We start from the raw sequence: 20,101 nt of genomic DNA, 5'->3' as shown, positions 1-20,101 counted from the left end.
CACTCTTTAATAATTTTCTGTGTATATCCCCACTTATAATAGTTATTCATTTTTTTATCCTCTTTACATATAATATTGTGTTTTATCTTAAAGAGTAATTCTAGCTTTGTCAATATTTCAATCCACTTATAAAAAGAGAGAGGTAACCATTTAGATTAGCCTCTCTTTTAATTATACAAACTATTTTTAATAGTCAGGGGATAAAAAGTCTGCTCCTACGACAACTTCACAAAAAGTGAGCAATCAAAAATCTCGATTGTTCACTTTTTGCTCCAGTTGCTCAGAGCAAAACGACTTTTGACCCACCCTGTAACATATTTAATAAACTAAAATCATACTACTACAAGGTTCTACCACTAGTTTATTAGCAGATACTTTATATTTAGGTGTTGCTGAAGCACTCTCTTTATCAGCTAAACAACCCCACTCCGTTACTTTATCATCATATTCATGGAGGTTGATTTCTTCTGTTTTTTGGCTAGCATTCACAATGACAACCATCTTTTGATATCCTTTATTCATTAATAAATTAGGAATTGAGTACATTATCACGTTGTCTCGCATATCAGCAAAACAAGTCGCATTAGCTGTTTGATTACTACCATCTCTTAGTGGCTGATAAGCTTTTCTAATTTCCCAAAGGCCTTTGTAATACGCCACTAACTCTTGGAACTCTACTATTTGATGCCAATTTAACTGGTTAATTTCGATTGGTGACACAAATGAATTTTCATCTCCAAATTTAGTACGAGCAAACTCTTCTCCTGCTTGAGTAAATATACCACCTTGGCTTGTAAATAATAAGGTTGCAGCTAATTGATTCATTGCTATAATCTTATCGTCTTTTTGGTAACTTTCTTCACCTGTTACTTCTTTTGTACTTAACACTAGCTTATCCCATAAACTTAAATTATCATGGGCAGAAACGTAACTAATACTTTGTTTAGGTGTTCGTGCCCAATCTTTTTTAGCATAAGTCGTTTCTGCAGCTAAATCTCTTCTAGTATTAGCTGTAAGCCCTGCTTTTAAATCTGCTGAATCTGTATAGGGATGAAGACCATCTGCTTTTTCACTGATACATCCTTGAACAAATCCACCTTCTTTTTCTTCAAAGACATATCCTTTAACAGCATCTCTGAAATCATCATTAAAAACAGCAATACCGTCATCAAATTGATCTGTATTTGATTTGTTAGCCGGAAGATTTGGGAATTTTATTTCATTACTTCCTGCATCCCAAGGTTCTCCGTACAAAATAACATGTTCCAAACCATTTTCATTTAGTTGTTGTCTCACTAGATTCATGGTTGCCACGTCATGTAGTCCCATTAAATCAAATCTAAAACCATCTAAATGATATTCTTGTGCCCAATAAAGAACAGAATCTGCAATAAATTGTCGAACCATTAAACGATCTGAAGCTACTTCATTGCCACAAGCTGAACCATCAGCAAAATTTCCCTTTTCATCTTGACGGTAATAATACTTAGGGTAAGTTAAGTTAAACCAAGAGTTTTCAGTAATAGCCGTGTGATTATAGACAACATCTAAAACCACTCCAATGTTTGACTCGTGCAAACTTTGAACCATCTGTTTGAATTCTTTAATTCTAACTTTTGGTTCATGTGGATTACTTGAATAACGACCTTCAGGTACATTATAATTTTTAGGATCATATCCCCAATTATAAGCAGTTCCTAATTCATCATTATTAGTATCATATGAAGGTAACAAATGGACGTAATTAACGCCTAAATCTTTTAAGTAATTAACTCCTGTTGCATGTACGCCACCATTGTTTAGCGTTGTTTCAGTCTCAGTGAAAGCAAGATATTTACCTCGATTTTTTTCTGAGACACCACTTGCTACATCACTACTAAAATCAGCTACATGAACTTCCCAGATATAAGCATCTGTTATACTTTTTTGAGCAACAGGCTTATCTAAATTCCAATTAGTTGGATTTGTCTCTGAAAAATCAATAATCGCCCCACGATTACCATTAATTCCAACGGCTTTAGCATAAATATCATTTGTTTCAGTATAAACAGACTTCTCATGTTCCAATACAAAGGTATAAAATAAGCCATCTAAATTCTCAGCTAATTCAATTGACCAGACATTTTCAACTAAAGTCATGTCAATTGATTTTAATAAGGTATTCTCTTTTATGTTGCCTATTGTATAGATATTTACTTTAGCTGATAAAGCTTCAGGTGACCAAACTTTAAACACTGTTTTCTCTGGTGTAAAGCTTACACCTAAATCTTTTCCTAAATAGATAACATCATTCATTTAAACAAACTCCTTTTAATCCTTCTTGTCATAACGATTGAACATCATTAACAAAATAAATGTTCTTAAAAATAAATTGAAACTAATGCCAATAAATAAACTAATATAAATATTAAATACAAATAGATAGGGTGAAAGTAAAGTTATGGTATATGGGGATAATCCTACTATTAATAATAACAAGCTTTTAAAAGGTTGTTGTAAGCCTATTAAAACAGTATTTTTCACCATCTCTTTTAACTCTATTTCGTATCTGGATAAATAGAAAAAAATAACTTGTAAACATTGAATAGCAAACAATGAAAAAGCAACTACACCAATAGTCATCAAACTCTTCACTTGGTTAGTTTGAACCAAATAAAGCCAATCAATTCCTAAAATCAAACTAATCACTAAAAGAGGTAACCATAAAAAAAGACTTTTCTTAAAATTGCTTCTAAAGCTTTCAAAAAAATAAGTAATTACTTTTGTTTCATCTGTCTGAATCATTTTAGTTGTTACTGTATAGGCTGCAGTAAGTGATGCGCCAATCGTTACAATTGGAAGACTGGTTAATACAATTAAAACGTTTAGTACAAGCAAACACCAAATCTTACTACCAATACGATAAACAGGACCTTCTACTCTTAATATATTTGTAAACATTTTTTTCTACTCCTTAACGGCTCCAACAACAATTCCTTTAACAAAATATTTTTGAAGCATTGGATAAATTAGTAACAATGGAATAACAGCTACCACAATTTTAGCAGCATTTAAGTTACGATCAGATACTTCTAATAAAGAAGATAACTGTTCAGCTGACATGTTGCTTGATTTTTGAATCGTTTCAGCAATATTGACTGATAGAGATTGAATGTAAGTCATTAATGGATAATTTTCTGTTTTGGTCATGTAAATTAATCCACCAAAGAAATCATTCCAACTTCCAACAATACTAAATAAAGATACTGTCGCTAAAGATGGTAGTGACATAGGAATATAAATGCGTGTTAAAACTTGCCATGGATTCGCTCCATCAATAATAGCTGATTCTTCTAAAGACTTTGGAACCCCTCTAAAGAAGTTCATTACTAAGATAACATTTCCAATTGGGACTGCTCCTGGTAAAATTAATGACCAGATTGAGTTAATCATTCCTAAATTTTTGACTACTAAATAACTTGGAATCATCCCACCACTAAATAACATGGCGAAAATCATGATATTCATGAAAATACTACGACCTTTAAAAACTTTATCAGATTTTGATAAGGGATAAGCCATTGTAACAATCATAAATAAGTTAATAATTAATGAGGCAATCACTCGGAATACTGAAATTCCAAAAGAGCGCCAAAATTGTTGATCGCCAATAATTCGTTCATAGGCTGCCCAAGTTAACCCAACAGGCACAAGCCCTACTTGGTTAGCATTAACAGCTTGGGAACTACTTAATGACATTGCTACTACATTTAGCATCGGAATTAAACATGAAATCCCTAATAATATAACGATCAAATGAATAATAAATGATCTTAAACCAAACTTCTCTTTCATCTGTTTCTTCCTTTCAGACACTTACGATTAGAACATCACGCGATTTGTTTTCTTCTCTGCAAATTTATTAGCACTTAAAATTAAAATCAAACCAATAACTGATTTAACCAATCCAACTGCCGTACCCACACTATAGTCTCGGCCGATTAAACCAATTCGGTAAATATAAGTATCTAAAATATCACCACTTTGGTATACAACTGGTGAATACAAGTTATAAACTTGATCAAAACCGGCATTTAAAATATTTGGTAATGCTAGGATTGTCATTAAGATAATAAATGGCATCATACCTGGTAAAGTGACATGTTTTACTTTTTGCCACCAGTTAGCCCCGTCCATCGTCGCTGCTTCATAAAGCGTTGGATCAATGGATGTAATAGCTGCTAAGAAAATAATCGAATTATACCCAAATTCTTTCCATACTTCTGTTCCAACTAATAATTTTGGAAATGCTGAGTTACTTCCTAAAAAGTTAATACTATCCATTCCAAAAGAATTTAAAATTTGGTTAACTGCTCCATCTAAATTAAATAAGTTAACTACCACTGAACCTAAAATAACCCACGAAAGAAAGTGAGGTAAGTAAACAACTGTTTGAATTGATTTTTTTAACCAGCCTAAACGAATTTCGTTTAGTAAAATTGCAAAAGCAATCGGAATTAATGTATTGAAAAACATTTTTCCAAAAGCAATGACTACTGTGTTTTTAGTTACTTGCCAAATATCTGGTAAATTTAGAATATATTTAAAGTGTTCTAAACCAACGAATTCTGAACCAAACACACCTTTAGCTGGAACAAAATCTTGAAATGCCATTAGTAGCCCCACCATCGGGACATATGAAAAAATAAGTAGAAAAATAATACCTGGAATAACCATCCCAATAAAAAATAGTTGATTATGAGACCATAAACGTTTCTTTTCTTGCTTAACTGCAGTTTCCATTTGCTACCTCCATTTAAAAGATAGACAAAAGCATTTGACTTCATTCAATCAAATGCTTTTCATCTACATTTACTTGTTACTTCTCATCAAGGATACTTTGCATTTCTGCTAATACATCAGTTCCACCTTGTTTGTTCCATTTCTTCACATAACTATCAAAATTATCTAGTGATTCCTCACCTGTAATAAATTTAATAAATGTTTCTTCTTCTAATTTGCCAAGTTGAGCGCCATGTTTTTCATTAGCTTCAACTTTATTAAAACGAGGTGGAGTTACTTCGTTTAATAAATCTTTTTCTCTTGTTAATCCCATAACGTTATTTTCTGCTAAATAACGAGAGGCATAACGTGTCCAAGCAACTGGGTCTGCTCCTTTTGGATCATCCATATAAGCTTTGATTTTGTTTGCATTATCTTTAATCGTGAAGTTTGAAATATCTTCCATTGGTACTTCACCTAAAGCTCCTTTAGAAGCTAACATAGCGTCTTCAATTTCACTGTTTGCTTTAATGAAGATAACGTTAAATGGTTTAACTGTTCCATCTACATCAAGCTTGCTATACTCATAAATTTCTGGGAATTCTTTTTCCATGTCTTTTGAGTTGGCTACTTTATCATCAATTAAGTTAACCATCTCAACAATTTTTTCTGGATGTTCAAATCCTTTTTTAACAACAATGTATTGTCCTGTTCCTGGTGTTGATAAAGCATTGATTTTTCCGTCACCAGATTCATTTTCAATTGCAAATGGGACAAAATCTGCTTCAGGATGAGTTTGTTTAGCTTGAATTAATCCCCAGTCAGGCATATGCCATGGTCCAGGTATAATACCAATTTCACCATTAATCATCATGGCATTAATATCTTCATACGTTCTAGTACCAAATTGAGGATCTAATAAACCTTCATCAAATAATCCTTTGATGTATGTTAATGCTTCCTTCATTTCATTTGTGTTTGATCCGTAAATCATTTTGCCATTTTTATCTTCAATATATGATTTAGGATAAGCACCAAAAGCATTCATAATCGGTGTTCCTGTATAAGCAGAACCACCATGATTACCTGAACTTAACCAATAAGCTAGAGCTAATCCTTGTGTTTTCCCTGTTTTACCTGGATCTTTTTCTTTGAAGGCTTTAGCTGTTGATTTTAATTCGTCTAATGTAATGGCATTGTTTTTATCTTTATCTAATTCAATTCCTAACGTATCTAACCAATCTTGTCTCATCCACACCATGTTTGGACCAAAATCATAACTTGTTGAAGGAATCGCCATTAGACGATCATCAAAACTTGCTGATTCTAATTGAATGTTGTCAAATGATTCAAAGACTTCTTTAATATTTTTACTAGCGTGTTCTTCAAACACATCAGTCATATCTTCTACTAAATCGTTATCTACCATCTCTTGTAATTCGTCTCTAGAACCAACGATCATCACATCAGGTAAATCTCCAGAAGCAATCGCTAAAGATACTTGACGATTGTAATCATCACCATTAGCTTCAAAAGCACTTTCAAGTTCGACACCAAGTTCTTTTTTGATTAAACGGGTATAAGCATTGTTACTGTAACTATCCCCTTCAGGTATTTTAGAGTTAGGTGCAGTTTGACGACCTATTTTAATAATAATATCGCCATCCTCATTAGTTTTTGCTTTATCTTTTCCACCACAACCGACTAACAACATTGGAATCGCTAACATTGTAAGGCTAACTGCTAACTTTTTGCTCAACTTCATAAGACACTCTCCTTTTTTTAATTCCTCTTTATTATAATCAGACAAACGCTTTCATTAAATATCACTTTTTACGGATTTATATAACAAATCCCTTTTGTTTTAAAACGGTTACATAATTAATGCACTCGTTTGCACTATTTTATGTGATTATAGAATTAGACTCTTTATTATGATATTATTTGTTTGACGAACGATAAACAAACGTTTGCGTATAGAAAGGGATGCTGTTGTGTACCGCGTACTTATTATTGACGACCATTTAGACCAACGGGAGCTAGTCTCCTTCTTATTAAATAAACATACAACTGATTGGGAAATACTAGAAGCCACTAACGGCAAACAAGGCATTGATCTTTTTCTAGCTAATCAAATCGACGCTATCATTACAGATGTTAAAATGCCATTTATTAACGGCATTGAACTAGCTGAAGCCATTCGAAAAAAAGATAATCATGTTCCTATCATTTTTATTAGTGGATTTGATGATTTTAATTATGTAAAAAATGCTCTGACTTTAAATGCTGTTAACTACATATTAAAACCCATTAATCCAATTGAATTTTATGAACAGTTAGATAAAGTAGCAGAGTTAATTCAAAAAAATAAACTTTTATCGAAACAAGAAGAATTTTTTGAGCGAATTGTTGAAAAAGAAATCTTAACGAAACTTCTTCAAGGTGTAGTAATTGATCATCTTTTAGATTCTGAAAAGGAACTTATTTCTTCATTAGAATCACAAATCAATTACTTCCTAGTTATTGATTTACAAAAACAAGAACAGCTTTCAGAATTTAACTACTTCAGTTTGTTTGAATCTTTAACAACGCTCCCAATTATTTCACCGATTGCGGAACGATATATTATTTTTCTTAAAGCAAACTCTGGTATGGACGCTTATTATCAGAAAGAAAAAATCCATCATATCTTAACTAAAGATCACTTATTATCAGCTAATACTTATTTAAGCGAACCACTTATAAAACTAGATGATTTGGGTGTTTCTTACACTGACTTAAGTCAAAGAATTACAAAACAATTTTATCATACCAATCAAATTGAAAATAAAGCTATTCCACTACCAACTAATGACTCTATTGATGAGATAGCCTATTTTCAAAAAATCAGTGAGTTAATTCAAAAAAATAATTATCAACTTTTGTTTAATTACTTAGAAAAAACATTTCGTGATTTTCAAGAAGCTGCCTATGAATCACCAAGCATCGTTAAGTTTTTCTTTGCTACCTTGTACAAACACTTAATTGATTCAGCTAACTTAGAACTAAGTAACTGGCAGCAGGAGATGACTTCTATTTTAGAAGCAAATCATTTTAATGAACTGCATCCTGTTTTTTTACCACTCTTTGATAAAATGATGCAACGAGAAGCTTTAATCAAAGAGGAGTCAAATGACTATATTAGGGAAGTAAAAGAATATGTTTTTAACCATTATCAACATGAACTAAGTCTAGATAAAATTGCTGAAGAAATAAATATCACTCCTAAATATTTAAGTGAATTATTCATTAAAGAAGAGGGAATGGGATTATCAAAATTTATTAAGGAATTCAGACTGAACCAAGCTAAAGAATTACTAAGAACAACTAATAAAAGAGTAACTGAAATTAGTCAGGAAGCTGGGTTTAATAACCATTCCTACTTCATTAAAACATTCCGAGAACGATTTGATATGACACCTGATAACTATAGAAAATCTTTGAAAAGATAGCTTATGAAAAAACTACTAAATTATCTAAAAAACAGCCCCTTTCAAAAAAAAATCAGTATCATGGCGCTTGTATCAGCTCTAGTTCCTTTACTTGTTTTAACAATCTTTAGTTTTGTTTTGATTCATTATTTTGTCACTGAAAAAGAAAAAACAAATAATATTGATAACCTAAACGCTGCAGTTAATCAATTAGAAGTCAAATTAGCTTCTTACGAAGATGCCCTTAATTTTTTGGTGAATAACAATCAGCTGATCAATGGACTCTCTTTAAATGAACCTTCAAACTTTGAACAATACTATTTTTATACTAATGATATTGTTCCCTTGTTTAAAAATATTCGTTATCAACATCCTGATGTTTTAAGTGTGACTTTATATACATCACTTGAATTTTATAATCACGGAGAATATGTTAAGAAAATTGTGCCAGGAGATTTAACAGAACATCTCAATATCAATACATCTACTGAACCAGCTTATTATTACGATCCAATCAATAAAGAGCTTTATCTTTACAATCATCTCTTTTCTAAAAAAAGTAATGATTTGAATTTAATTGTTTTTAGACTAGATACAAGTAATGTCTTTAAGCATTTAGATAAACTATCAAACGACCCTTATACTTTAGAAATACTTGGGAACAATAATAAACCTGTTTATTTTTTCTCTAATGAAAAAAGTAAAATCAGTCAAGATTTTCTAGCCCAGAGTATTCAATTAATTAATAAAAAATCTTTAACCAATACAGATAAAATTAAACAAACAGATTGGTCTCTTTCTTTTTCAAGACCTTATGCTCAAATTAATCGTGGCTTTATTCTACTTATCCTTAGCGCTCTAGGTGTTTTTTCTTTAGCTTTTATTCTATTAGCTATCTTTGTTTCTCAACTTTCTAAGAGTATTGTCTCACCCTTAGAGTCTTTAGCTAAAGAAATGGAAGTTTTGCCTAGTAGTAATTTTGAACTAACATATTACTACGAATCAGAAGATGAAATCGGCCAACTTTATAAACAATTTGACCAGATGCTTCATCAAATAAAAACATTAATAGATGAGGTCTATGAAGGAGAAATAACTCAAAAAAAACATGAATTACGTGCTTTACAAAGCCAAATAAACCCTCATTTTTTCTATAATTCATTGTCTTTAATCAACAATAAAGCGATTATGACAGGGAATGAAGAAATTAGCGAGATGGCTTTACTTTTATCTCAGTATTACCGCTTAAGTTTAAATGGTGGCAAGCATCTAATCTCTATTGAAAAAGAATTAGAATTAACCATTACTTATGCCAATATTCAACAGAAAATGCATCACTATTCTTTTGATTTAACGACTAATATCTCAGATGATATTCAACAAATTCAGATGATTAATCTTTTAATTCAACCCTTTGTTGAAAATGCGATTTTTCATGGAATTGACCATATAGATGATAACCGAAAAGGCCTCTTAAAAATCGAAGCTCTTGATTTAGAAAAAGATTTTCAGTTCATTATTTCTGATAATGGAGCAGGAATGGCAAAAGACACAATGGATAATCTATTTGATCATCCTAGTGAGCATTACGGTTTAAGGAATGTCCAACAACGAATTCTTCTTTATTATGGGAAAGAAGATGCCATTACCTGTGAAAGCACTAAAGGCGTTGGTACAACCTTTACTATCACTCTACCTAAAAAAATTAATCATTAAAAAGACGAGATTGGCTAATAAATTAGTCAACCTCGTCTTTTGGTTATACTCTTTTTAATTTAATCTACTTTTGCTGCTAAAATCTCAATCTCTATTTTTATTTCTGGTAAACCTAAAGCTGAAATATAAGCAATTGTCATAGAAGGATTTTCTTTAAAAAATTGATTCCAAACGTTATCAAAATGATCCCAATCAATTTCATCAACTGACCAAATATTTACTTTAATCACATCATCAGGAGTTAAACCTTCTGACTCTAAAGCCTTAGCAATATTCACAAATGTATTCTCAACTTGTTGCTGGTGATTTTCCGGAATCTCATTATGTGTGTCAATTCCTATTTGTCCTGAAAAAGTGTACAAGGTACTGTTCTTTGGAATGACTGTTACATGGCTATATTCTCCTACTGGTGATGGCATTGTTGATGGATTTTTTCTTATAATTTTTTTCATTTTCTTTTCCTCTATTCTTTCGTCTAACTTTTGGGTCTCTTTTCTTAGAGCGGGCTTATGCTCACCCTAAAGTTAGACAATTCTAGAAGAAAACAGCAGTTGAATAACCAATGCCTAATGATAAAAATCCTAATACACGTTTTTTCATTGATTATCTTCCCTCCTCTACTCGTTTAAAACAATAACAGAAAGCTTTAAATAAGTAAACAAAAGGGCATACCTGTTTATTTTAGTTGCTCTAAACGGTATTTTACATCAAGAATAATATTATCTAGTTCTTCTTGAGTTAAGTAAGGTACACGGCCATAAAAAACATGGTCTAGTACTTCAACACCATTTCCATTAAACATCCAGTTAGAAGTCGTTGTTTTAATAGCTCTTGTTAAGCCAGTTTCTACACCATTTTCTCCTTGAGGTTGGCCTGTTGTTGTAAAAAACAAAGCTTTTTTTCCTTCAAAACGCTTAAAGGCTTCTTTATCTTCAAAACTATAAGCAAATCCATGAGCAAAAACTCGATCAATATAGCCTTTTAATATAGCAGGATAACTATTCCACCAAATCGGGAAAATATAAAGTAATAAATCATGTTCCAAAATAAGTTGCTGTTCGATTTTGACATCATCAGGATAATTAATATTATCACGGACAAACTTACCCTCTTCTATATGAATAGTTTCTTCTGCTTGAAGAACAGGATTAAAATTCATTTTATATAAATCTCGGACAGTCACTTCATGATTGTTTGCTTCTAAAGTCTCTACTGCCATATTTAATATCCCTCTGTTTAATCCTTCTTCTCTAGGATGGGCATATACAATTAATACTTTCATTTTGACTATCTCCTTTTACAATAAGATATTTATTTTTTACGATACTGCTTTGGTGAAGTGCCATAGGTTTGACGAAATTTTGAAATAAAGTAAGAGGTATTAGGTAAACCTACATGTTGTGCAATTTGATTAATCGATTGATTCGTTGTCATTAATTTTTTCTCAGCCTCTTTCATTCTAACACTCATCAGATATTGATGAGGTGTCATTCCTGTTTCTTTTTTAAAAACATGTCTTAAGTTAGATTCAGAACCACGTGCTAAACTAGCCAATTCGCTTAAAGTTAAATCAAGGTGATAATTTTCTTCAATAATCGTTTTAATAGACTCCACCCAGATAAGATTTCCTATTTTTTCATCTGTCGGTTGGCATCTTTTACAAGGACGATAACCATCTCTTTCAGGTGCTAATAAATCATAATAGATGTGAATATTTTCTTTTTTAGGTAACCTTGAAGGACATGAAGGTCTACAAAAAATCCGTGTTGTTTTCACAGCGTACCGGAAAATAGAATCATATGTTTTATCATTAGCGACAATAGCTGCCCATTCTTCATCCGTTATCATTTACAACACTCCTTTTCAATCAATTCATAAACCTGTTTATTTCAAAAGTGATTTATCTTATGTTAACAAAATTAGACACTAAAAAATATCATTATCTGGCTTTTTAGCTACAAAAAAACAACCTATTTAGGATAGGCTGTTTTTCCTTGAATATATTTTACTGGTAGCATGTAATGATCTTCTAGTGTAACATCGCGATTGTCTATTCGTTGAATTAATAAATCCACTAATAACTCAGCAAAATCACTAATTGGTTGAGCCATTGTTGATAATTGAGGAAAATAAGTTTGAATAAATTTAGTGCCATCATAGCCAATTATTTTTAGGTCCTCTGGTATTTTAATCCCTAATTCCTGACAGTTATTATAAACAAGAAGAGCTGTAAAATCATCGGTACAAAAAATACTATCGATTTCTTCCTTTTGTAAAATACGTTTAATTTCCATATTTTTTAAAGTTGTTGAATAATTTTTACTTGGAAATTTAAATACTTTTTCTTCTAAATTTTTTCCTTCTACAAAAGATTTATACCCATTTAACCGCTCGTTAGTTGGTGAATTAGATTCATTAGAACCAGTCAAAATAGCTATTTGGCGACCTCCATGTAAATAGAGATTTTCAGTTGCCAAGTAACCGCCTTGAAAATTATCACTTCCTACAATCGGAATTCCATCGGCTAAAAATCTATCAAAAGAAACAATTGGTAAATCAATATTTTCATATTCAGTAATCCCTAAATTATGAGCTCCTGCAATAATGCCATCAACTTTATTGGCAGATAACATATTAATATACTGTTGTTCTTTTTCACTGTTATCAGCACTATCACAAAGAATCGTTTTATACCCTAAATCGAATAATCTAGCTTCCACCTTTTCGACTAGCTCTCCGTAAAATGGATTAGCCACCGTCGGAAATATCATGCCAATTAAATCTGTTTTTTTCCCTTGGAGTGACCTAGCTAACGAATTAGGTTGGTAATTCAATTCTTTCATAGCTAAATTGACTTTATCTATTGTTTTTTGACTAAGAGAGCCATAGTTATTAATCACTCGCGAAACTGTTGTGGGAGAAACCCCTGCTTTTTTTGCTACATCCGTTAGTTTGATTGCCATGATATCTCCTTACTTCATCGAACGTAATGTCCATAGATTGCCCTCAAAAACGGTGAAATTCCCTTCTACTAAGATACTTCCTTTTTGATGAATCGGAAAGACACGACTTGTTACCACTTGTTTGCCATCATTGATAAAAATTTCTATCACTGATTGATCCACAAATACTTGTAATTGCAAGTCACTTTTATCGATTTCAAAAGCCCTTTGAGTACCATAGTCTTTAGCAAAAACCTCACCTATATTTTCTCGGTTTATGCTCATTGTACCATGTTTCGTATCAAAATTTATCTCAAATCCTTGGTTTTCGTTATCAGCAAGTAAAGTTATTTTGCCTTTTGAACCTGCTTCAAATAAAAGATTTAGTTCGTAACAATGTTCAATCTCATTTATTAATGTCTGTTTTCCATCAACTACATTAGATTCAAACACCTTATTTTCTTGACGTAATTCATAAACTTCCTCAGCTGGACGCTGAATTAAATTTCCGTCTTCAATTTTGAATTCTTTCACTAAACTTAATACATGGGCCCACCCATCTTTATCACTAGGGTAAGCAATTTCAGGTAAGCCTACCCAACTAACACCCAAAACACGATTGTCTGGTGCATTAAATGCTTGGGTTGCATACACATCAAATCCTTCATCTAAATTTTTGAGATGAGTTGGATTAATTAATTCATTTTTTTCTGGATTAAATTCATCTGCTAATAGATAAGTATTTGGGAAAATATTATCGTAAACTACTACATCTTGACTAATTCCTTGAGGGCAAAAAATAAAAATAACTTGATCATTACTAAACAATAAATTAGGACATTCAATCATAAAACCCATGTCTTTTTCCGTAAACTTAAGTTCACCAATAAATATCCAGTTCATTAAATCATCCGAGTGATAAGTAACAACTTTGCCTCTTAATTTTTTATCTTGAGCGCCTAACACTAAATAATATTTATCTTGATAAAAAAACACCTGAGGGTCTCTGAAATGATCTGTATAGTCATCATTAGGTAAGATTAAAGGCTTAGTTAGTTTAGTAACCTTATTTTGTTTATCCATAATAGCACCCAGCTGATACGCACTTCTCTCCCATTCTTCATTCCTTACATTTCCTGTATAAAATAAAAATAATTCTTCACCAACAGGTACTGCAGTTCCTGAATAAGCTCCATGACTATCAAATTGATTGTCGGGTAGTAATCCTACGCCATTATCTGTCCAATCGACTAAATTAGTAGAAGACAAATGGTACCACGATTTTATTCCATGAACTGGTCCCATTGGATAAAACTGATAAAATAAATGCCACTCACCATAAAAAAAAGAAAAACCATTTGGATCATTTAATAAACCAGTTGGTGCTTGAATATGATAATGAGTACGCCAAATAGATTGGTTTACAACTTGCTGTAATTCATTCACATAGCTTTTATCCCATTTATCATAAGGTAAATATCGTTGTTCAGTTGTCCACGTCTCAATTAGTCCCATTTCAAGTAGCCTCCGTTAATAATGTTCTTATTAAGAATTATATTACTCTACAAACAACCTGAATGTCAAACGTATAACATTTGTTAAAAACTATATATATAACCAAATATATCTTATATTTAAAAATACTTAATTTATAAATTGTTATACGTTTGACATTTATAAATTAACATGATATTTTAGTGATGTCAGAAAAACGGTTTCAACAATAAAAGGAGGAAGTCTCATATGAACCACAAACAAGTTGCTAAAGACATAATAACAGCGCTTGGAAAAGATAATATTCAAGCTGCTGCCCATTGCGCTACAAGATTACGTCTTGTTTTACGTGATCCAAGTCAAGTAAATCAAAAAGCTCTAGACGACATAAATGATGTTAAAGGAACTTTTATGGTAAATGGTCAATTTCAAATTATTATTGGTCCTGGGGATGTTAATTTCGTTTACAAAGAGTTAGTTAATGAAACAGGTGTTAGTTCTGTTTCTAAAGATGATTTAAAATCAATGGCTAACCAATCGAAAAAAGAAAATCCAGTTATGGCTTTAATCAAAGTCTTGTCTGATATTTTCGTACCAATCGTTCCAGCTTTAGTTGCTGGTGGTTTGCTTATGGCTATCAATAACGTTTTAACCTCCCAAGGATTATTTGGTCCTCAATCCGTTGTTGAAATGTACCCAGCACTAACTGATTTGGCAAGTATTATTAATTTACTAGCTTCAGCTCCATTTGCTTTTTTACCTATATTAGTTGGTTTTTCAGCCACTAAACGTTTTGGTGGAAATCCTTATTTAGGGGCTGCTATGGGAATGGCTATGGTTATGCCTAGCTTAGTTAATGGTTACGCCGTAGCTAATACAATCGCTGAGGGAACAATGCCTTATTGGCACGTCTTTGGCTTAAATATTGCCCAAGCTGGTTACCAAGGTTCTGTCTTACCTGTTTTAGTAGTTGCTTGGATTTTAGCGAAATTGGAAATCTTTTTCCATAAAAGAATTCCACAAGCTTTTGATTTTACCTTTACTCCTATGTTAGCTATTATCATCACTGGATTTTTAACCTTCACAATCGTAGGACCTGTGATGCGAGGGGTATCGGACGGTTTAACTAATAGTTTGGTATGGTTATATGATACAACTGGCCCGTTAGGATTAGGTATTTTCGGTCTATTCTACTCTCCAATTGTTATTACTGGGCTTCATCAAAGTTTTCCAGCTATTGAGACAACTTTACTTGCTGAAGTTGCCAAAACTGGTGGTTCTTTTATTTTCCCTGTTGCTTCTATGGCCAACGTCGCCCAAGGTGGAGCTGCCCTAGCTATTTTCTTTTTAACTAAAAACAAAAAACAGAAATCTCTAGCATCATCATCTAGTATTTCAGCCTTTTTAGGAATAACTGAACCAGCTATTTTTGGTGTTAACTTAAAACTTAAATTCCCATTCATTTGCGGGATGATCGCTGCAGGTATCGCTTCAGCTTTTATTGGTATATTCCACGTATTAGCCGTTGCTATGGGACCTGCTAGTGTAATTGGTTTTATTTCAATTGATACCAAATCAATTCCTTACTTCATGATTGGTATTGTTATTAGTATTACTATTAGTTTTGTTCTAACTTTACTTTATGGGAAAAAGCATATGCATCTATTAGCAAGTGAAACAAATGAAGAAGAAATAACTAAAGAAACAACTTCTTCTTCAGCTACTAGCTATCAAAGTTCTAAAAAATTGATTATTCCGGCTGTTGTTTCAGGTGATATCGTGCCCTTAAAAGAGGTTAATGACCCTGTTTTTTCATCTGAAATGATGGGTAAAGGGATTGCTATCAAACCAAATGATAACAACATCTACTCACCCTTTGATGGTACCTTAACTGTGTGTTATGATTCAAAACACGCCTATGGTTTAACCTCAAATCAAGGGTTAGAATTATTAATTCATATAGGTATTGATACAGTTAATCTTGCAGGTAAGCACTTTGTAGCTAACCTCAAACAAGGGGATACAATAAAAAAAGGGGATATTTTAGGAACTTTTGATAGAGAAAGTATCCAAAATGAAGGCTATGACAATACAGTTATGATGATTGTCACTAACTCAGCGAATTATCAGCACATTGAATCATTAGATAAAAAAACTGTAACTTCCTTAGAAAACATCATAGAAATAAACTAGAAAAAGGAGGATGATTTTAAGTCATCCTCCTTTTCATATGCCCATCTCAAAATATTTCGATAAATCATTAAAGTATCTTTCTACTAATTCATCCTTATCAGCTTGAATGTTTTTTCCAATACTAATTAACTGTCCCATTATAGCGTCATTTTTACTCATCAAAACGTAACCTTCACCTAATTGAGTTGTCGGAACACTTAATGTAATAGCGTTAACCATATTAGCTACTCGAATAAATCCTTTATTAGCCAATTGTTGATAGGCTTTTGTTTCATCAGAAAAGTGCCCAAATATAGTATCTCCAAATCCTTGTAAATCAACAGGCCCTTCTTTAGATATCACAATATCGTATTGCTCTAACAAATTAGTTAAATCTGTTATTAACTCCCCGCGTTCCTTGGTATATTTATCTGACATCTCAACTAAACTAATATCATAGTTATTTTTATTTAACTTTTCATTAGACATCAACTCTTCAGTATCAGTTGCTATTCTGATCTTTCCTTTTGACTCAAAGCTAAATTCATTTTCTATTACACATTCAATCAATTCTAACTCTCTCGTGATTAATCCAACTGATGGTGAAAACGCCACACCATCTGTTGATACTTTAACTTCTTCTTTACTAGTACTATCTTTACCTATTTCTGGATGAATAAAGCCACATAGATTTAAACTCATAGCGGGAGCTAAAACAGAACCCCCACCATCTGTTCCAATACCTAAATCATTAATTCCTAAAAACACATTAAGAGCTGTTCCACTAGATGAACCGGTCATGTAATTTCCTGTTAACGGATTGATTAAATCTAAATCAATTGCTCTACCTGATAAACTTGCTTTGTCAATTGTATGATGACTAAAGCCTAACCTATTTAGTCGAGAAATAAAGGCCTCAGAAATAGTTTTTACTTCTTTTGTCCCCATAAAATAACCACTTGATTCTGATATGTTATCAATACTATTAGGATAAACTTTTTTAACTGATTTATATCGGTTATCTATTGCTAAAAATGTTTTTTTAGCGTAATTTTGTACTCTGTTTACCATCTTCATCCTCCTAAAAAAAGAGACTGGGAAATAAGTGAATATACTTATGTCTCAATCTCTTTATTGTTTTCATTAAGTTTCCAAAAACTTTTCTTTATTTATTTTCAATAATACTGTTAAGAAAAGACGTACCGTTTTGTGGTGCTGATACTTTGAAAAAGTCCGCTACGGTTGCACCTACATCTGCCATTGTACTTCTTAAACCAATTTCTATATTTTCTTTTCCAGGACTATAAATAAGAAGAGGAACTCGCTCTCTTGTGTGATTACTATGACCAATGGTTGGGTCATTGCCATGATCTGCCATCACCACTAAAATATCGCCCTCAACAAGTAAAGGTAATAATTCAGCGATTCTTCTATCACTTAGTTCTAAACGATCTGAGTAACGAGGAACATCTTCAGCATGTCCTGCTAAATCTGTTTCTTGGATATTTAAAGCAATAAATCCTGTCTCAATTGCTTTAACTTCACTTATCAAGCAATCAAATAAATAATCAGAATCTACACCAGGGAATAATCTTGTACTATCTGTTTGAATAATATCAGCGATTTTTCCTAAAAATGAAACTGTAATGCCTTCTTTATCTAAAATAGTTGGTGTTTGAACATTTTTATCAATCCCATATCCTAGATGAACAACTTGATAACCATGATTATAAACACCAGACTCAGGTGCATCTACTCCAGCTATTTCATTGTTTTTAATTTTTCTAGCGGCCAATAAATCATCTAATGTGACTTGCTCCCCACCAAATGTAATCACTCGAGACACTTGAACGACTTCACGAACAACATGCCCTAATGTTTTTAAATCTTCAAAACTAATTAAATCAAGACAAGCAGAAACGTTATAAACTTGACCATAATCCGTTTCTAAATTATCCCCTACTGTCGCCACTTCGTTAACCACTAAAATTTGTGTACCTTTTTCACCCACTCGACGAACTGAATAACCATTTTTTAAAAGATTAGCTTCAACTTCGTCAATTTTTTGATTAAAGGGTTGAATTAAAGGAATCTTAGGTGTTGTCCCCATAATCTCTTGATGACCTAAAAACGAATCTGCTCCGTGGTGAGACAAATTAGATGTACCAAAAACAGCAGTTTCTGATTTTTTATGTTCACCAATCTCATATCCTAAAGCATTCATTAAACCTAATTTTTCCAATGTTGGTAGTTGAATACTTGGATTTGTTTCTATAATATGTCCTGCCGTACTACTTCCGATGTCTCGTGGTCTAACTTTTGAAACATCATCCATTGCCCCTACGCCAAAACTATCTAATACAATCACAACAAATCTACTCATCTTATCACCTTCTAATTAAATTTCCCAGACTGTTGTATATACCTTCTACTTTAGGTTGTCCCTTACTAATACCAGAAACAACTGCTACATCACTTCTTGTTACGAAAATCTGTGTTCTAAAAGCTGCTAATACCGTTGAACCTACTGCATGAGTATGTTCAGCAGTTAGGTAATAATCAATACTCTCATTACCAAAAGCTTCTACTTTATCATCTGTTTTTGTATTGTCCTCATTCACCACTAAGATATTGTCTAAATGGCCTCTTCGGTAATAACCACCACCATAAAAATAGGCTTTACCATCTAAGTTATGAGAAATCTCACTAACATAAATCATACTTGGAACTTCTTCTAAATCCATTTTAGCGTGAAGAGGTGTTGTCCCTGTTAACGCATGGCCCGGTTCACCTTGTGTCCCGTTAATGCCTTTAATTAATGGAATTGTTTTACTACATGTTGCTGAAGGAATGTTTAATTCAGTAATTAAAATATCATTCTCAGCTAAAATTTGAGTTGCTTTTTCAATGGTTTGAATATTATTTGTTGGTTTTAACTCACTCTCACCATCAAATAAGAAACATGGGAAAGAGGTTAATCCTGAAATGTTAATATGGCTTAATTCTTTAGAAACAGTTGCTAAATGCTCTAACTCGTCTAAATGAAAACCACCAAATTGACCTTCATAAATTTCATCCGTTGGCTCAATCACTTTTAATAAAATATCTTGAACTTTTCCAACATTTTTTGCTGCTTCATTGATTTTTTTCAGCATCTCAAGTGAAAAGACTGTCATATATTTTGGTCCATAATCAATCACTTTTTCTAACAGAGCTACTGGAACTTGAACTAAATGCCCAACATTACCAATTGGTAAACCATGCTCCATCATAATTAAAGCTTCTTTAAAATCAACAACAACTGCTTGTTCAATGCCTGCTTCTCTGATAGCTTGAGAGACTAATGGATTACGACCAATTTGTTTGGTCATGTAAAACAAGTCAATTCCAACTTCGTCAGCATGTCTCTTTAAGACTTTGGCATTTTCAACAATATGGTCTAAGTCTAAAATATATGTATCAGGTAGGATTGCTCCTTCTTGATGTAACTTGATAGCCGCATCTATTAATTCAGGATTTCTACGTTTTGTAGCTTCTAAAAACATA

Annotated in this window: 16 protein-coding genes; 3 read left to right on the top strand and 13 right to left on the bottom strand. The window is 32.3% G+C overall.

All coding sequences use genetic code 11. The annotated features are described in order from the left end of the window. Window positions 1-318: 318 nt before the first annotated feature. The 5 genes from pulA to ACODH8_RS03730 all read right to left on the bottom strand — a co-directional run bounded on the left by pulA (window position 319) and on the right by ACODH8_RS03730 (window position 6,526). On the bottom strand, window positions 319-2,295 hold the full coding sequence (gene pulA / locus ACODH8_RS03750; protein WP_332466597.1) for a type I pullulanase: 1,977 nt from the start codon (window positions 2,293-2,295) through the stop codon (window positions 319-321). 15 nt (window positions 2,296-2,310) lie between these two features. After that, window positions 2,311-2,940 carry a YesL family protein gene (locus tag ACODH8_RS03745; protein WP_332466598.1) on the bottom strand — a complete coding sequence of 210 codons (630 nt, stop codon included), beginning with the start codon at window positions 2,938-2,940 and terminating at the stop codon, window positions 2,311-2,313. A 6-nt stretch (window positions 2,941-2,946) separates the two neighbouring features. Continuing rightward, window positions 2,947-3,834, bottom strand: coding sequence for a carbohydrate ABC transporter permease (locus ACODH8_RS03740; protein ID WP_332466599.1), 888 nt, complete (start codon window positions 3,832-3,834; stop codon window positions 2,947-2,949). A gap of 27 nt (window positions 3,835-3,861) precedes the next feature. Continuing rightward, window positions 3,862-4,782 carry an ABC transporter permease gene (locus ACODH8_RS03735; RefSeq protein WP_332466600.1) on the bottom strand — a complete coding sequence of 307 codons (921 nt, stop codon included), beginning with the start codon at window positions 4,780-4,782 and terminating at the stop codon, window positions 3,862-3,864. A 76-nt stretch (window positions 4,783-4,858) separates the two neighbouring features. Then, window positions 4,859-6,526: an extracellular solute-binding protein gene (locus tag ACODH8_RS03730; protein WP_332466601.1), complete on the bottom strand. Its 1,668-nt coding sequence runs from the start codon at window positions 6,524-6,526 to the stop codon at window positions 4,859-4,861. A gap of 205 nt (window positions 6,527-6,731) precedes the next feature. Between ACODH8_RS03730 and ACODH8_RS03725 the strand changes: the two genes are divergently transcribed. Next, a complete protein-coding gene (locus ACODH8_RS03725; protein WP_332466602.1) occupies window positions 6,732-8,252 on the top strand; it encodes a response regulator transcription factor in 1,521 nt (506 codons plus the stop codon). 3 nt (window positions 8,253-8,255) lie between these two features. Continuing rightward, window positions 8,256-9,947, top strand: coding sequence for a sensor histidine kinase (locus ACODH8_RS03720; protein WP_332466603.1), 1,692 nt, complete (start codon window positions 8,256-8,258; stop codon window positions 9,945-9,947). Window positions 9,948-10,006: 59 nt separating this feature from the next. On the opposite strand, the gene ACODH8_RS03715 is transcribed toward ACODH8_RS03720, so the two are convergent. The 5 genes from ACODH8_RS03715 to ACODH8_RS03695 form a co-directional block, all read right to left on the bottom strand. Further along, a complete protein-coding gene (locus tag ACODH8_RS03715; RefSeq protein WP_332466604.1) occupies window positions 10,007-10,399 on the bottom strand; it encodes a RidA family protein in 393 nt (130 codons plus the stop codon). A gap of 224 nt (window positions 10,400-10,623) precedes the next feature. Next, window positions 10,624-11,229 carry an NAD(P)H-dependent oxidoreductase gene (locus tag ACODH8_RS03710; protein WP_332466605.1) on the bottom strand — a complete coding sequence of 202 codons (606 nt, stop codon included), beginning with the start codon at window positions 11,227-11,229 and terminating at the stop codon, window positions 10,624-10,626. 29 nt (window positions 11,230-11,258) lie between these two features. After that, complete coding sequence (locus tag ACODH8_RS03705) at window positions 11,259-11,795, bottom strand: bifunctional transcriptional activator/DNA repair enzyme AdaA (protein ID WP_332466606.1); 537 nt, start codon at window positions 11,793-11,795, stop codon at window positions 11,259-11,261. Window positions 11,796-11,917: 122 nt separating this feature from the next. Continuing rightward, window positions 11,918-12,910 carry a LacI family DNA-binding transcriptional regulator gene (locus ACODH8_RS03700; protein ID WP_332466607.1) on the bottom strand — a complete coding sequence of 331 codons (993 nt, stop codon included), beginning with the start codon at window positions 12,908-12,910 and terminating at the stop codon, window positions 11,918-11,920. Between the two features lie 9 nt (window positions 12,911-12,919). Further along, entirely contained in the window at window positions 12,920-14,404 is a 1,485-nt protein-coding gene (locus ACODH8_RS03695; RefSeq protein WP_332466608.1) for a sucrose-6-phosphate hydrolase, read from the bottom strand. 228 nt (window positions 14,405-14,632) lie between these two features. Here ACODH8_RS03695 and ACODH8_RS03690 point away from each other — a divergent pair, with 228 nt between their 5' ends. After that, window positions 14,633-16,576, top strand: coding sequence for a sucrose-specific PTS transporter subunit IIBC (locus ACODH8_RS03690; RefSeq protein WP_332466609.1), 1,944 nt, complete (start codon window positions 14,633-14,635; stop codon window positions 16,574-16,576). 33 nt (window positions 16,577-16,609) lie between these two features. Here ACODH8_RS03690 and ACODH8_RS03685 read toward each other — a convergent pair whose 3' ends face one another. The 3 genes from ACODH8_RS03685 to ACODH8_RS03675 all read right to left on the bottom strand — a co-directional run bounded on the left by ACODH8_RS03685 (window position 16,610) and on the right by ACODH8_RS03675 (window position 20,100). After that, window positions 16,610-17,626 carry an amidase family protein gene (locus ACODH8_RS03685; protein WP_332466610.1) on the bottom strand — a complete coding sequence of 339 codons (1,017 nt, stop codon included), beginning with the start codon at window positions 17,624-17,626 and terminating at the stop codon, window positions 16,610-16,612. Between the two features lie 94 nt (window positions 17,627-17,720). Further along, window positions 17,721-18,938, bottom strand: coding sequence for a phosphopentomutase (locus ACODH8_RS03680; protein WP_332466611.1), 1,218 nt, complete (start codon window positions 18,936-18,938; stop codon window positions 17,721-17,723). A 4-nt stretch (window positions 18,939-18,942) separates the two neighbouring features. Then, the gene (locus ACODH8_RS03675) at window positions 18,943-20,100 is read right to left on the bottom strand and encodes a YhfX family PLP-dependent enzyme (protein ID WP_332466612.1); all 1,158 of its coding nucleotides are present in this window, start codon (window positions 20,098-20,100) and stop codon (window positions 18,943-18,945) included. Window position 20,101: the final 1 nt, after the last annotated feature.

Source organism: Vagococcus fluvialis, from assembly GCF_048815235.1.
Classification (GTDB): Bacteria; Bacillota; Bacilli; order Lactobacillales; family Vagococcaceae; genus Vagococcus.
This window is presented reverse-complemented; position numbering and strand designations above follow the sequence as displayed.